Source organism: Streptomyces sp. NPDC028314, assembly GCF_055565795.1.
The window spans coordinates 608,173-622,218 of the sequence record NZ_JBVHTP010000002.1 but is presented as its reverse complement, the minus strand read 5'-3'; the positions used below and the strand labels follow the sequence as shown (position 1 = coordinate 622,218).

Sequence of the window (14,046 nt, the reverse complement as noted above, 5' to 3'; positions counted from 1 at the left end):
CGGGATGAATTCCCGTGGGGTCATACCGGAACGGACGAGCGGCAAAATCGTCAGCGACTGGTCGACGAGGCCGGTTCGGGCGCCTCGGCACCCGCGGCCCGCACCGGGACGTCCAGCGTTTCCGGCGCGCCCGGCGCCTTCCCCTGCACCGGCGCCGCCGCGGTGGCGGGACGGGAGGCGAAGAGCATCACGACGGCGGCGAGCGCCACGGCCGCGGCGCCCACCCACAGCGCGGGCACGAAGCCGTCGACGAACTCCTCGCCGGACGAGTAGCCGCCCTGGCCGGCGAAGACCGAGGCCAGCAGGGCGATGCCCAGGGCCGCGCCGAGCTCACGCGTGGCCGAGGTGGCACCGGAGGCGATGCCCTGTTCCTCGACCTTGACCGAGGTCATCGTGAGGTTCAGCAGCGGCGCGTAGAAGCAGGCCACGCCCAGCCCGCCCAGCAGGTAGCCGGGCAGCTGCACCACGTACGACACGTCCGGGCTCATGGTGAGCGCCCAGTAGCCGAAGCCGGCGGCCATCAGCGCGAGTCCGACGACCACCACCGGGCGGCCGCCGATCTTGTCGGAGACGATGCCGGCGACCGGCGCCGCCAGCATCGGCATCGCGGTCCAGGCGAGCATCCGCACGCCCGCCTGGGTCGGCGAGAGGTGCTGGATGGTCTGCATGAACTGGGTGATCAGGAAGATCACCCCGTACATGCCGACGGACATCAGGATGCCGCCGCCGTTGATGGCGCTGAACGCCCGGTTGCGGAACATGCCCATGGGGAGCATCGGCTCGCTCGTGCGCTTCTCCCACGCGACGAACGCGGCGACGAACGCGATGCCGACGCCCAGCGAGACGATGACCTCCGCCGCGCCCCAGCCCTCCTCGCCGTTGCTCTTGACCAGGCCGTACAGGACGCCCAGCATGCCGAGGCTGACCAGGATCGTCCCGGGCACGTCCAGACGGTTGTTGGGACCCTTGCTCTCGGCGAGCCCGCGCCAGGCGAGGGGGGCGAGCAGCAGGCCGACCGGCACGTTGATCCAGAAGATCCACTGCCAGGAGAGGTGCTCCACGACGAGCCCGCCGACGAGCGGACCGGCCGCGACGGCGAGGCCGTTGAGGGCGCCGTAGATACCGAGGGCGCCACCGCGCTTCTCGGCGGGCACCGCGTTGGTGAGCAGGGTGAGCGAGAGCGGCATGACGATCGCGGCGCCGACGCCCTGGACCGCCCGGGCGGCGATCAGTTCACCGACGCCGGGGGCGACGGCGGCCGCGGCCGAGGCCGCGACGAAGAGCAGCAGGCCCCCGACGAAGACCCGGCGCCGGCCGAAGCGGTCACCGAGCGCCGCGCCGAACAGCATGAGCACGGCGAAGGACAGGGTGTACGCGTTGATCGTCCATTCCAGGTCCTGCAGGCTGCCGCCGAGTTCGTCCCTGATGGTGGGCAGGGCGGTCACGACCACGAGGTTGTCGAGTCCGGCCATGAAGGCGGCCACGCCGGTGATCAGAATGGCCGCCCCCGGAGACTTCCGGGACGTGCCCCCATCGCCTCCGGCCGCATTGACAGTACTCATCCAGGGATTCCTTCCGTGTTCGCCGCTAATTGACGGAGCACCGGTGTCAGGTCACGCGAGTCCATGTGCAGAGGCTAGGAAGCGGTACTCAAGCCCCGGTCGAGCCGTCCGCCAGCGGTCCTGAGCCGCACGTCAGCGGGGTCTCAGCGGCGTCTCAAGCGCTCCTCCGCCGAAGCCCGATCGAGGTGGCACATCATCTGGCGGAGGTCGGCGCCCCGGCGTGCGAGCCCACTCGAAGGAGAAAGCCAATGAAGATATCGGGGATCTCCACCCCCGCCCTCGGTGGGGACCAGTGATGGCATCAGCGATGGCATCCGTCGTGTCACCCACCGAAACCGCCGAATTCCCGCTGCTCGGGCCGGATTCGCTGGCACCGGAAGCCGGGATCACCGGACTTCCCGAGTTCCACCGGAATCTCGCCGAGGCCCGGGACCGCATCTGGACGCGTTCGGAACGCATTGCGCTGGACCGCCTGGACGGCTGGTACACCGATGAGGCGAACGGCTGGATTCGGCACCGGAGCGGAAAGTTCTTCTCGATAGAGGGGCTGCGCGTCGAGATCGCCGGCGCCCCGGTGCCCGACTGGTCCCAGCCGATCATCAATCAGCCCGAGACCGGGATCCTGGGGATCCTGGTCAAGCGGATCAAGGGCGTCCCGCACTGCCTCATGCAGCTGAAGGCGGAGCCCGGCAACCGCGGCGGCCTGCAGCTCTCACCCACCGTGCAGGCCACCAGGAGCAATTTCACCGGGGTCCACGGCGGTGCGGCCGTCCCCTTCCTGGAGTACTTCCGCGAGGCGCCGGCCCACCGGGTGCTCGCGGACGTCCGGCAGTCCGAGCAGGGCTCCTGGTTCCTGCGCAAGCGCAACCGGAACATGATCGTGCTGACCGACGACGACATCCCCCCGAGGGACGGATTCGTCTGGCTCGGCCTGGGCCAGGTGCTGCGGCTGCTCCACGTCGACGATCTGATCAACATGGACACCAGGACGGTCCTCTCCTGCCTGCCGCTGAACACCTGGAAGGACTCCGCGGACGGCGCGGACCCGTTCACCGCGGCCCTCCGGCGGTCCTTGGACCCGGCGGCGGGCGCCCTCCACCCGGGCCGGGAGATCAGGTCCTGGATCACCGACGTGCGCAGCCGGACCGAGCTGGACGTCCGGCCGGCCCCCCTGACCGGCCTGCCCGGCTGGCAGCGGGACGCGGACGTCATCCGGCACGAGTCGGGCGGCTTCTTCGAGGTGATCGGCGTACGGGTGGAGTCGGCCGGCCGGGAGGTCGGCCGGTGGACCCAGCCCATGCTGGCCACCGCCGAGGACGGGCTCCAGGCGCTGCTGGTCCGCGAGATCGACGGGGTGCTGCACGCCCTGATGCAGCTGAAGACCGAACCGGGGCTGCTGGACGTGGCGGAGCTGGCGCCGACCGTGCAGTGCACGGTCGGCAACTACGACCGGCTGCCCGCCGCCGCCCGGCCCCCGTTCCTGGACGAGGTGCTGGCCGCGTCCGCGGAGTCGGTCCGCTTCGACAGCGACCTGTCCGACGAGGGCGGCCGCTTCCTGGAGATCAGCAACCGGCACCTGGTCGTCGAGACCGGTACCGCGCACGCGCACCCCGGCTTCCGCTGGATGCCGGTGCACCAGCTCGCGGACCTGCTGCTGCACTCCAACTACCTCAACGTGCAGGCGCGCAGCCTCGTCGCCTGCCTCTACAGCCTGCTCGCCGGACCGGCGCCGGGCTCCGATCGGGCCCGGGGAGGGACCGCGTGAGTACCGAACAGACAGAGCGGCCGCTGGTCGTCGTACTGGGCGCCACCGGCTTCGTCGGCTCGGCGGTCCTGGCCGAACTGGCGCGCCGGGACCTGCGGTTGCGGGCCGTGGCCCGCCGGCCCGCCCCGGTGCCGCAGGGCGCCGCCGCGGACGTCGAGGTGGTCACCGCCGACCTCACCGACCGGGAGGCGCTGGCCTCCGCCGTCAAGGGCGCCGACGCGGTGGTCCACGTACTGCTCTGCGAGGGCGGCTGGCGCGCGGCCGAGGAGCCGGGCGGCGAACGCGTCAACGTCGGCGTGATGCGCGACCTGCTGGAGCTGGCCGGGGACCCGAAGCGGCCGCCGCTGGTGGTCTACGCGGGCGCCGCCTCCCAGGTCGGCGTCCCGCTCAGGGAGCCGCTGGACGGTACGGAGCCCGACCGGCCCGGCACCGTCTACGACGAGCAGAAGCTCGCGGCGGAGCGGCTGCTGCTGGCGGCGAGCGAGGCCGGCCTGGTCCGCGGGGTGTCCCTGCGGCTGCCCACGGTGTTCGGCGAAGGCACCCTCCCGGGCACCGCCGACCGCGGGGTGGTGGCCGCGATGGCCCGCCGCGCGCTGGCCGGCCAGGAGATCACCCTGTGGCACGACGGCACCGTCCGCCGCGACCTGGTGCACATCTCCGACATCGCCGCCGCCTTCGCCGCCGCGCTCGACCACGGCGCCGAACTCGCCGGACGCTCCTGGCTGCTGGGCGCGGGCCGCGGCGACGCCCTCGGCGACGTCTTCCGTACGGTCGCCGCCCGCGCGGCGGCCCGTACCGGCACCGAGCCGGTGGCGGTGGTCTCGGTGACCCCGCCCGCGCACGCCCCCGAGACCGACTTCCGCAGCGTGACCATCGACTCCACCCCGTTCCGCACGGCCACCGGCTGGCGCCCGCTCGTCGGCCTCGACGAGGGGCTGGACCGCACGGTGGCCGCCCTGGCCACCCCCGCGCCGTAGCTCCGCACGCCGTAGCTCCACACGCCGTGGCTCCACACCCGGGGGAGATCCCCCACCCGGCATGACGACACAGATGAAGGGACGAACGTGACCACCCACGTATGGGACTACCTGCCCGAGTACGAGAACGAGCGCGAGGACATCCTGGCCGCCGTCGAGAAGGTCTTCTCCTCCGGCCGCCTGGTGCTCGCCGAAAGCGTCCAGGGCTTCGAGGAGGAGTTCGCCGCCTACCACGGCGCCGGCTTCTCCGTCGGCGTGGACAACGGCACCAACGCGATCAAGCTCGCCCTCCAGGCCCTCGGAGTGGGCCCGGGCGACGAGGTCATCACGGTGTCCAACACCGCGGCACCCACCGTCATCGCCATCGACGGCGCCGGCGCGACGCCGGTCTTCGTGGACATCAACGAGGACGACTTCCTGATCGACGTGGACCAGGTCGAGGCGGCCATCACCCCGCGCACCAAGTGCATCCTGCCGGTGCACCTCTACGGCCAGATGGTCGATCTGGCGCCGCTCAAGGCGATCGCCGACAAGCACGGCCTGGTCCTCCTGGAGGACTGCGCCCAGGCGCACGGATCCCGGCAGAACGGCCGGCTCGCGGGCACCACCGGTGACGCGGCGGCCTTCTCCTTCTACCCCACCAAGGTGCTCGGCGCGTACGGCGACGGCGGCGCCGTGGTCACCTCGCGCCCCGATACCAACGCCGAGCTGCGCAAGCTGCGCTACTACGGCATGGAGAAGACCTACTACACCGTGCAGGTCCCGGCCCACAACAGCCGCCTGGACGAGGTGCAGGCCGAGATCCTGCGCCGCAAGCTGACCCGGCTGGACCAGTACACGGCCGGCCGCCGCGAGGTGGCCCGCCGCTACCAGGAGGGACTGGGCGACACCGCCCTGCGCCTGCCGAAGGTCAACGAGGGCAACGAGCACGTCTACTACGTCTACGTGGTCCGCCACCCGGAGCGCGACCGGATCATCGAGGCCCTCAAGGCCTACGACATCCACCTCAACATCAGCTACCCGTGGCCGGTCCACACCATGACGGGCTTCGCCCACCTCGGGTACCCCAAGGGCTCGCTGCCCGTGACGGAGAAGCTGGCCGGCGAGATCTTCTCGCTGCCGATGTACCCGTCGCTGCCGGTCGGCGAGCAGGACAAGGTCATCGCAGCCATACGGGAGGTTCTGTCATGAAGGTCCGCGAACTGGCCGTCGAGGGGGCCCTGGAGTTCACCCCGAACGTCTACCCCGACGAGCGGGGACTGTTCCTCTCCCCCTTCCAGGGCCCGGCGTTCACCGAGGCGACCGGCGGGCGCTTCCCGCTGGCGCAGAGCAACCACAGCCGGTCCAAGCGCGGCGTGGTCCGCGGGGTGCACTACACGCTGACCCCGCCCGGCTGCGCCAAGTACGTCTACTGCCCCAAGGGCTCGGCGCTGGACATCGTCGTGGACATCCGCGTCGGCTCGCCCACGTACGGGCAGTGGGACGCGGTCCTCATGGACCAGCAGGACTTCCGGGCGATGTACTTCCCCGTGGGGCTGGGCCACGCGTTCGTCGCGCTGGAGGACGACACCGTGATGTCGTACATGATCACCGGCAGCTACGTGCCCGAGCACGAGCTGGCGATCTCGGTCACCGACCCGGCGCTGAACCTGCCGATCCCCAAGGACCTCACGCCGGTCTTCTCGGAGCGGGACGTCGCCGCGCCCACCCTGGCCCAGGCCCGCGAGCAGGGCCTGCTGCCGGACTACGCACTCAGCGCGGAGATCGAGCGCCGACAGAGCGGACGCTGAGATGAAGGGCATCATCCTCGCGGGTGGCAGCGGAACCCGCCTGCGGCCGCTGACCGGTGCGCTGTCCAAGCAGATCCTGCCGGTCTACGACAAGCCGATGATCTACTACCCGCTCTCCGTGCTGATGCTGGCAGGCATCAGCGAGGTGCTGCTGGTCTCCTCCCGGGACCACTCGGAGAGCTTCCGCACCCTGCTCGGGGACGGCTCCCGGCTCGGCCTGAGCATCGAGTACGCCGAGCAGGACGAGCCGCGCGGGATCGCGGAGGCCCTCGTCATCGGCGCGGACTTCATCGGGGACGACCAGGTCACCCTGGTGCTCGGCGACAACATCTTCCACGGCCCGCGCTTCTCCAAGCTGCTCGGCGACGCGGTGGAATCCCTGGACGGCTGCGCGCTCTTCGGCTACCGGGTCAGCGATCCGCAGCGCTACGGGATCGGTGAGATCGACGCCGACGGGCGGCTGCTGTCGCTGGAGGAGAAGCCCGCGGTCCCGAAGTCCAAGCTGGCCGTGACCGGGCTCTACATGTACGACAGCGACGTGGTGGGGATCGCCAAGAACCTCACCCCGTCGGCCCGCGGCGAACTGGAGATCACCGACGTCAACAAGGCCTACCTGGCCCAGGGCCGGGCCCAGCTGACCGAGCTCGGCCGGGGGTTCGCCTGGCTGGACATGGGCACCCACGACTCCCTGCTGAACGCGGGGCAGTACGTACAGCTCGTCGAGCAGCGCCAGGGCGAGCGGATCGCCTGCGTCGAGGAGGTGGCGCTGCACCGCGGGTTCATCACTCCCGAGCACTGCTACCGGCTCGGCGAGGAGATGTCGGGCACCGCCTACGGCGCCTACGTGATGGAGATCGCCGCCCGCAGCGGCGGCGCGCCGGCCACGTACGCCGCCTGATCCGCCGTATGCCGCCGGGGTGGTCCGCCGCCCCGGCGGCACGGCTTTCCCACCGATCCGTGCCCCACGTGGAAGGAAGTCACGCCCATGCTGCCGATCCGTCGCGCCACCGTCGCCGACGCCGCGGTGCTGACCGAGATGCGCAGGATCATGCACGACACCATCAACGGGCCGCACCCGACGGACTGGATGCGGGCCTGCGAGGAGTTCACCGCCGACCGGCTCGCCAACGACCCCGGGTTCCACGCCTATCTCGTCGAGGACGGCGACACGGTGGTGGGCTCCGCGACGGGCGAGATCCGCCCGCGCTTCCCGAGCCCCGAGTCGCCGGCCACGGTCGCCGGCTTCGTCATCGCCGTGAGCACCCGGCCCGAGTACCGCGGCCGGGGCATCGGCGGGACGGTCGTGCACCACATGACCGAGCGCTTCATCGCGCTGGGCTGCGAGCGGGTGAGCCTCTTCGCCTCGCGGCAGGGCGCCCCGCTGTACCGCCAGCTCGGGTACGAGGACCTGAGCGAGGTGTCCGTGGCCATGAACCGCTTCGTCGGGCACCCGCTGCCGGAGAACCGGTACACGGCCCCGACGGCCGGCGTCCCTTCGGGGACGCGCTGACGCGCCGTGCGGGGCGCGATGCAGGGTGGGGGCGGCGGTCCAGGACCGCCGCCCCCACACGCTTGCCCGCGGCCCCGAGGGGTCACCCGACCTCGACGACGATCTTCCCCCGGGCGTGTCCCTCCTGGCTGAGCAGGTGCGCGTCCGCCGCCTTCTCCAGCGGGAACACCGCCTCGACCGGCACCGTGAGCAGGCCGCGGTCGACGAGGGCGGTGAGGTGGTTCAGGTCGGCGGTGTCCGGGCGGGCGAAGACGTACGTGCCGCCCTGCGCGCCGATCCCGGCCTCGACCACCGACACCAGCCGGCCCCCGGGCTTCAGCAGGCCCTTGGCGGTGCGCAGCCCCTTCTTGCCGACGGCGTCGAAGACGATGTCCACGCCGTCCGGCGCGAGCTCCCGTACCCGCTCGCCCAGTCCGGAGCCGTACGCGACCGGCTCGCAGCCCAGGTCCCGCACGAAGTCGTGGTTGCCCTCGCTCGCGGTGCCGATCACCCGCGCCCCCAATGACCGCGCGATCTGCGAGGCCAGCGCGCCGACGCCGCCGGCCGCGCCCAGCAGCAGCACGGTGTCCCCGCTGCCGGCCCCGGCCACGTGGGCCAGCGCCTGGTACGCGGCGAGTCCGGCGAGCGGCAGGCCCGCGGCCCCGGCCCAGCTCAGCGCGGCGGGCTTGCGGGCGAGGAAGCGCACGTTCGCCGCGACCAGCTCGGCGAAGGTGCCGCGCCGCAGGCCGTCCTCCCGGACGTAGCCCAGTACCTCGTCGCCCGGCGCGTACTCGGTGACGGAGATCCCCACCGCCTCGACGACTCCGGCCACGTCCCAGCCGGGCACGACGGGGAAGACGGAGTCCAGCAGACCCTCCAGGTATCCTTCGCGCCCCTTCCAGTCGACCGGGTTGACAGAGGCGGCCTTGACGCGGACGAGTACCGAGTCGGGGCCGAGCGTGGGGTCGGGCAGCTCGCCGAACTCCAGCACCTCCGCGCCGCCGTGGCGCTCGTAGAAGACGGCCTTCACCGGGCCGCGCCCTGGCCGGCGGTCCACGGGTCGGCGCCCAGCTGGCGGAAGATGTCCGTCAGGTCGATCTGGTCCCAGTGCTCGGCGAGCAGGCCGTTCTCCACCCGCCAGATGTCGATGGTCTGGAAGGAGACGGTGCGGCCGGTCGCCGGTATGCCGAGGAAGGCGCCCTGGTGGGTGCCCTTGTACTCGAAGCGGCCCGCCACCCGGTCCTTCTCGGCCACCAGGTCGTGCACCACGACCTTCATGTCGGGGAAGGCGGCGAAGATCCCCGACCAGAACGCGCGGTTGGCCTCGATGCCGTCGTCCACCACCGGGTTGTGGTCGATGTGCCCGGGCGCCGTGTGCTCGGCCATCGTGCTGACGTCGTGATTGTTGATCATGTCCACGAAGTGCTGGACAAGCTCGCGGTGACTCTGTGACATGTCTTGAACCCCTCTGGAGGACGGCCGCATGGCAGGCGGTGAGCCGCTGCGTACCTGCTGGAGCCTGGCAAACAGCGGTCGAGGCGGCCTTGAGAAGGAGGCTCGGGCTGGCCGGAACACACCGGAACCCGATCGGGACTCGAGCGGGGGACCGCATCCTCGGCGTATGACCTCCACGACCCGGATACTCGTGACCGGCGGTGCCGGTTTCATCGGTTCGCACTACGTCCGCACCGTCCTGGGGCCGCAGGGCCCCGGGGACGTCGCGGTGACGGTTCTGGACAAGCTCACCTACGCGGGCAACCCCGCCAACCTCGACGAGGTGCGCGGGCACCCGGGGTTCGCCTTCGTCCGCGGCGACATCTGCGACGCGGACCTGGTCGCGGAGCTGATGGCCGGACACGACCAGGTGGTGCACTTCGCGGCCGAGTCGCACGTGGACCGGTCCATCGACGGCGGGGCCGAGTTCGTCCGCACGAACGTCGTCGGCACGCACACCCTGATCGACGCCGCCCACCGGGCCGGCGTCGCGGTCTTCGTGCACGTCTCCACGGACGAGGTGTACGGCTCCATCGACGAGGGCTCCTGGCCCGAGACGGACCCGCTCGCCCCCAACTCCCCCTATTCCGCGGCCAAGGCCTCCAGCGACCTGATCGCGCTCTCCTACCACCGCACGCACGGGCTCGACGTACGGGTGACCCGCTGCTCCAACAACTACGGGCACCACCACTTCCCGGAGAAGGTCATCCCGCTGTTCATCACGAGCCTGCTCGACGGCGGGAAGGTCCCGCTGTACGGCGACGGCGGCAACGTCCGCGACTGGCTGCACATCGACGACCACGTGCGGGGCATCGAGCTGGTCCGTACGAAGGGCCGCGCGGGCGAGGTCTACAACATCGGCGGCGGCACCGAGCTGTCCAACAAGGAGCTCACCAGCCTGCTGCTGGAGGCGTGCGGGGCGGACTGGGACACCAGCGTCGAGTACGTCACCGACCGCAAGGGCCACGACCGCCGCTACTCGGTGGACTGCTCCAAGATCCGCCGCGAGCTGGGCTACGAGCCCCGCAAGGACTTCGCGGCGGGCCTGGCCGAGACCGTCCGCTGGTACCGGGACAACCGCGCCTGGTGGGAGCCGCTCAAGGAACGCGCCGCCCTCGACCGGCCCGCCGCCCCCTGAGCCCGTGCCGAAGGCGCCTCCCCGTCACCACGGTGAGGCGCCCTACGCACGAGCGCGGACCCCGTCTACGGCAGGCGGCCGACCGGCGCTCAGCAGGACGGCGCGTCGTCCGCACGTGCGGCCATACGCCGGATCTCGTCGAGGAGCACCGCCTGCTCCAGGCACACCTCGGCGTCCGGGGCACCCGCCGCACCGCAGCGCACCGCCTCGGCGAACGCCCGTACCGCGCCGGCCACCTGATCGTCGGGGTCGAGCACCACGGGCCTGATGAAGTTGGGCCGCTCGATCTGCAGGACCGGCGGATGGTCCACCGACGGGGTGAACACCTGCTCCACCCGGATCCGGCCGCGGCTGCCCCAGAGCTCGTACGAGGAGCGGTACGCGAAGCCGACCCCGAAGGTCAGCTGCACCAGCACCCCGTCGGGTGATTCGAGCAGCGCGGACCCCGAGGTCTGCGCGGTGCCGCCGGGCGCGCGGCGCAGGACCGCCCCCGCGACGCGCAGGCCGCCGCCGAGCATGTGCAGGGCCCCGCGCACCGGGTAGCAGCCCACGTCGAACAGGGCGCCGGCGCCGGCCTCGGAGCGGCACCGGGGGTCCGCCTCCGCGGGTTCCGGTACGGCGAAGTCGGCGCGGAAGGAGCGCAGTTCACCGATGTCCCCGGCGGCGATCCGGCTGCGCACGGCGGCGTGCTGGGAGTGGTTGACGAACATCACGTTCTCCATCAGCACCAGACCGCTGTGCGCGGCCAGGTCCAGGAGTTCCGCCACGCGCGCCGAGCCCGTCGCGAGCGGTTTGTCGACCAGTACGTGCTTGCCCGCGCGCAGCGCGGCCTCGGCCCACTCGTCGCGCAGGCCGGCCGGCGGGGTCATGTACACGGCGTCCACCGAGTCCATGGCGAGGAGTTCCGCTTGTCCGTCGACCGCCCGGCAGCCGTAGGTGTGCTCCGCCTCTTCGTCGAGGCAGGCGTGCCCGGACGCCACGGCCACCAGCTCGGTCTCCCGCTGGCCGGCGAACGCGGGCAGCATCAGGCGCCGGGCCGCGTTGGCGCAGCCCAGTACGCCCACCCTGACGGGGTTCATGTGCTGCCTCCTGCGGGCCGCGGTACCACTGGCTGGGTCGGGACCAGAACGCCCGGCCGTACGCGCGCAACCGCATCCGCCACGGGCATGTCCGTACCCACTATCGACGACGTTCCTCGGGGCCGACTCGAAGAGGGGCCGCAGAACCGAGTCCACTCAGGACGGGCCCGTCGGGGGAAGCCCCGGGAGCGCACGTCGTACCCATGAGATGTTCACGCCCGGACGGTGAAGGAACCACTGGTCGCCCGTGGCCGGCCCGCACAGAATCTCGTCGTAACGCACCGGACCCGTGTCACGAACGCATACGAGAGGTGTCACCATGCCTGCTCCTGGCCGACTCGGAGTACAGGACGACCGGCTGCTGGAAACAGCCGTGGGCGAAGTCGGCAAGACCCCGCTCCTGGGATTCAAGGCACATCTGAGCGTCGAGCCGATAGCGGGCGAGGCCGTCTACCTGCTCGCCGGACACCAGGTCACCGCACTGCACGGCGAACAGATAGCCCTGCTCGCCCCCCTGCTGGACGGAACCCTCGGCATCGAGCAGCTCACCCGCGCCACGGACGGCTCGCTCACCGCGGAGCAGACCGTCCGGCTCGTCAGCCGCCTCTCCGACGCGGGCCTCGTCACGGCCCGCACGGCCGCCGGCGGCGCCGCCGACGCGGAGCTGGCCTTCTGGGAGGCCGCCGGGCTCGACGGCGCGCGGGCCGCCACCGCGCGCGCCACCGCCACCGTGCACACCGCGGCCGTCGGGACCGTGCACACCGCGGACCTCACGCAGCTGCGCCAGGTGCTCACCGACGCGGGTCTGCGGACCGGCCCGGCCCACCGGGCCGCCGGGGCCGACCTGACGGTGGTCCTCTGCGACGACTTCCTCAACCCCGCGCTCCAGGCGGTCGACGCCGAGCACCGCGCCGCCGGCCGCCCCTGGCTGCCGGTCATGTGCAACGGCACCCAGCAGTGGATCGGCCCCTTCTTCGGGCTGGCCGGGCGCGCCTGCTGGGCCTGTCTGGCGGACCGGCTGTGGCGCGGGCGGCAGGTCGAGGCCCACATCCAGCAGTCGCTGGGCCGGACCGGTCCCGTCCGGCGCTCCGCCTGCCACACCCCCGCCACCCTGCGGGCGGGGCTGCACCTGGCGGCGCTGGAGGCGGCCAAGTGGCTGGCCGGGCAGCGCCATCCGGGCCAGCGGTCGCTGTGGACCCTCGACGCCCTGACCCTGGAGAGCGGCCACCACGCGGTGGACGTGCGGCCCCAGTGCCACGCCTGCGGGGATCCGGGCCTGGTGGCGCGGCGGGCGGCGGCCCCGGTGGTGATCGGCTCCCGGATCAAGCGGGACACCGGCGGCGGCGGGCACCGGGCGCTCGCCCCCGCCCAGCTCCTCGACCGGTACGGGCACCTGGTGGACCCGGTCACCGGCATCGTCAAGGAGATCGTGCGGGACCCGCGCGGCCCGGAGTTCCTCAACTCCTTCCACGCGGGGCTCAATCCGGTGGCGCACCCGCGCGGCATCCACGCGGTACGGGCCGGCCTGCGCAGCACCAGCGGCGGGAAGGGCGCCACCGCCGAGCAGGCCCGGGCAGGCGCGCTCGCCGAGGCGCTGGAACGTTTCTCCGGCTACTACCAGGGCGACGAGCAGACCGTACGGGGCAGCTACCGCGAGCTCGCGGACCGCGCCGTCCACCCCGACTCCGTACAGCTCTACGACCCCCGGCAGTTCGCCGGCCGCGAGAGCTGGAACGCCTGCCACGGGCCCGCGCACCAGGTGTGCGACCCCTTCGACCCCCAGGCCCCGACCGACTGGACGCCGGTGTGGTCCCTCACCGGGGAACGCCACAGGCTGCTGCCGACCGCGTTCCTCTACTACGACGTGCCCCAGGACGAGGGCCGCGCCTTCTGCCTCGCCGGGTCGAACGGCGCCGCCGCCGGCGGCAGCCTGGAGGACGCCGTGCTCCAGGGCTTCCTCGAACTCGTGGAGCGCGACGCGGTCGCCCTGTGGTGGTACAACCGGACCCGTGCGCCGGGCGTCGACCTCGACGCCTTCGCGGACGACTGGACGGCCGAACTCGTCCGCGTGCACGCCTCGTTGAACCGCGCGGTGTGGGCCCTCGACCTCACCTCCGACCTCGGCATCCCCGTGTTCGCCGCCGTGTCCGGACGCACCGACAAGACCGACGAGGACATCATGTTCGGCTTCGGCGCGCACTTCGACCCCCGCACCGCCCTGCGCCGGGCCCTCACCGAGCTCAACCAGCTGCTGCCCAACGTGGTGCGGGCCCACGCCGACGGCACCGGCTACGCCACCTCCGACCCCGACGCCCTGTACTGGATGCGGACGGCCACCGCCGCCGGCCAGCCGTACGTGACGCCAGACCCGGCGGCGCCCGCCGTCCGCCCCGGCGACCACCCGTACACACCGCGCGCCGATCTGCGCGACGACATCACGGCCGCCGTGCGGCTGCTGAGACGCCACGGGATGGAGCTGCTCGTGCTCGACCAGACCCGGCCCGACGTGGGGATGCCGGTGGTGAAGGTCGTGGTCCCCGGGCTGCGGCCGCACTCGGCGCGGTTCGCGCCCGGCCGGCTGTTCGACGTACCGGTGGAACTCGGCCGGCTGCGGGAGCCCCGCCGCTACGAGGACCTCAATCCGATCCCGCTCTTCCTGTGATCCCCTGCTCCCGGAAGCCCTGCCGGACCCGCTTCCGGGAGCCGATCACGAAACATTTTCTTATCGCGACGGCCCGAGCCCCTCGGGTAC

Annotated in this window: 12 protein-coding genes; 8 read left to right on the top strand and 4 right to left on the bottom strand. The window is 72.2% G+C overall.

Annotation, left to right across the window (positions count from 1 at the left end; all coding sequences use genetic code 11):
• Window positions 1–50: 50 nt before the first annotated feature.
• A complete protein-coding gene (locus tag ACZ4TG_RS07015) occupies window positions 51–1,562 on the bottom strand; it encodes a DHA2 family efflux MFS transporter permease subunit (protein WP_468160285.1) in 1,512 nt (503 codons plus the stop codon).
• Window positions 1,563–1,881: 319 nt separating this feature from the next.
• On the opposite strand from ACZ4TG_RS07015, the gene ACZ4TG_RS07010 reads away from it, so the two are divergent.
• From ACZ4TG_RS07010 to ACZ4TG_RS06985, 6 genes are all read left to right on the top strand, one after another.
• Complete coding sequence (locus ACZ4TG_RS07010) at window positions 1,882–3,327, top strand: NDP-hexose 2,3-dehydratase family protein (RefSeq protein ID WP_468160284.1); 1,446 nt, start codon at window positions 1,882–1,884, stop codon at window positions 3,325–3,327.
• Window positions 3,324–4,304 carry an NAD-dependent epimerase/dehydratase family protein gene (locus ACZ4TG_RS07005; protein ID WP_468160283.1) on the top strand — a complete coding sequence of 327 codons (981 nt, stop codon included), beginning with the start codon at window positions 3,324–3,326 and terminating at the stop codon, window positions 4,302–4,304. Before ACZ4TG_RS07010 ends, ACZ4TG_RS07005 begins: the two co-directional genes overlap by 4 nt.
• Before the next feature lie 87 nt (window positions 4,305–4,391).
• A complete protein-coding gene (locus ACZ4TG_RS07000; protein WP_468160282.1) occupies window positions 4,392–5,495 on the top strand; it encodes a DegT/DnrJ/EryC1/StrS family aminotransferase in 1,104 nt (367 codons plus the stop codon).
• Complete coding sequence (locus tag ACZ4TG_RS06995) at window positions 5,492–6,094, top strand: dTDP-4-dehydrorhamnose 3,5-epimerase family protein (protein WP_468160281.1); 603 nt, start codon at window positions 5,492–5,494, stop codon at window positions 6,092–6,094. The genes ACZ4TG_RS07000 and ACZ4TG_RS06995 overlap by 4 nt, the downstream gene beginning before the upstream one ends.
• Window position 6,095: 1 nt before the next feature.
• Window positions 6,096–6,992, top strand: a complete 897-nt coding sequence (gene rfbA / locus ACZ4TG_RS06990) for a glucose-1-phosphate thymidylyltransferase RfbA (protein ID WP_468160280.1) — start codon at window positions 6,096–6,098, stop codon at window positions 6,990–6,992.
• An 87-nt stretch (window positions 6,993–7,079) separates the two neighbouring features.
• Window positions 7,080–7,604, top strand: a complete 525-nt coding sequence (locus ACZ4TG_RS06985) for a GNAT family N-acetyltransferase (protein ID WP_468160279.1) — start codon at window positions 7,080–7,082, stop codon at window positions 7,602–7,604.
• Between the two features lie 82 nt (window positions 7,605–7,686).
• Here the strand turns inward: ACZ4TG_RS06985 and ACZ4TG_RS06980 are convergent, their stop codons facing one another.
• Window positions 7,687–8,613, bottom strand: coding sequence for an NADP-dependent oxidoreductase (locus ACZ4TG_RS06980; protein ID WP_468160278.1), 927 nt, complete (start codon window positions 8,611–8,613; stop codon window positions 7,687–7,689).
• Complete coding sequence (locus tag ACZ4TG_RS06975) at window positions 8,610–9,038, bottom strand: ester cyclase (RefSeq protein ID WP_468160277.1); 429 nt, start codon at window positions 9,036–9,038, stop codon at window positions 8,610–8,612. The genes ACZ4TG_RS06980 and ACZ4TG_RS06975 overlap by 4 nt, the downstream gene beginning before the upstream one ends.
• 166 nt (window positions 9,039–9,204) lie before the next feature.
• Between ACZ4TG_RS06975 and rfbB the strand changes: the two genes are divergently transcribed.
• Window positions 9,205–10,215: a dTDP-glucose 4,6-dehydratase gene (gene rfbB / locus ACZ4TG_RS06970; RefSeq protein ID WP_468160276.1), complete on the top strand. Its 1,011-nt coding sequence runs from the start codon at window positions 9,205–9,207 to the stop codon at window positions 10,213–10,215.
• 89 nt (window positions 10,216–10,304) lie between these two features.
• Here the strand turns inward: rfbB and ACZ4TG_RS06965 are convergent, their stop codons facing one another.
• Window positions 10,305–11,294, bottom strand: coding sequence for a Gfo/Idh/MocA family protein (locus tag ACZ4TG_RS06965; RefSeq protein WP_468160275.1), 990 nt, complete (start codon window positions 11,292–11,294; stop codon window positions 10,305–10,307).
• Window positions 11,295–11,613: 319 nt separating this feature from the next.
• On the opposite strand from ACZ4TG_RS06965, the gene ACZ4TG_RS06960 reads away from it, so the two are divergent.
• Window positions 11,614–13,956, top strand: coding sequence for a TOMM precursor leader peptide-binding protein (locus ACZ4TG_RS06960; protein WP_468160274.1), 2,343 nt, complete (start codon window positions 11,614–11,616; stop codon window positions 13,954–13,956).
• Window positions 13,957–14,046: the final 90 nt, after the last annotated feature.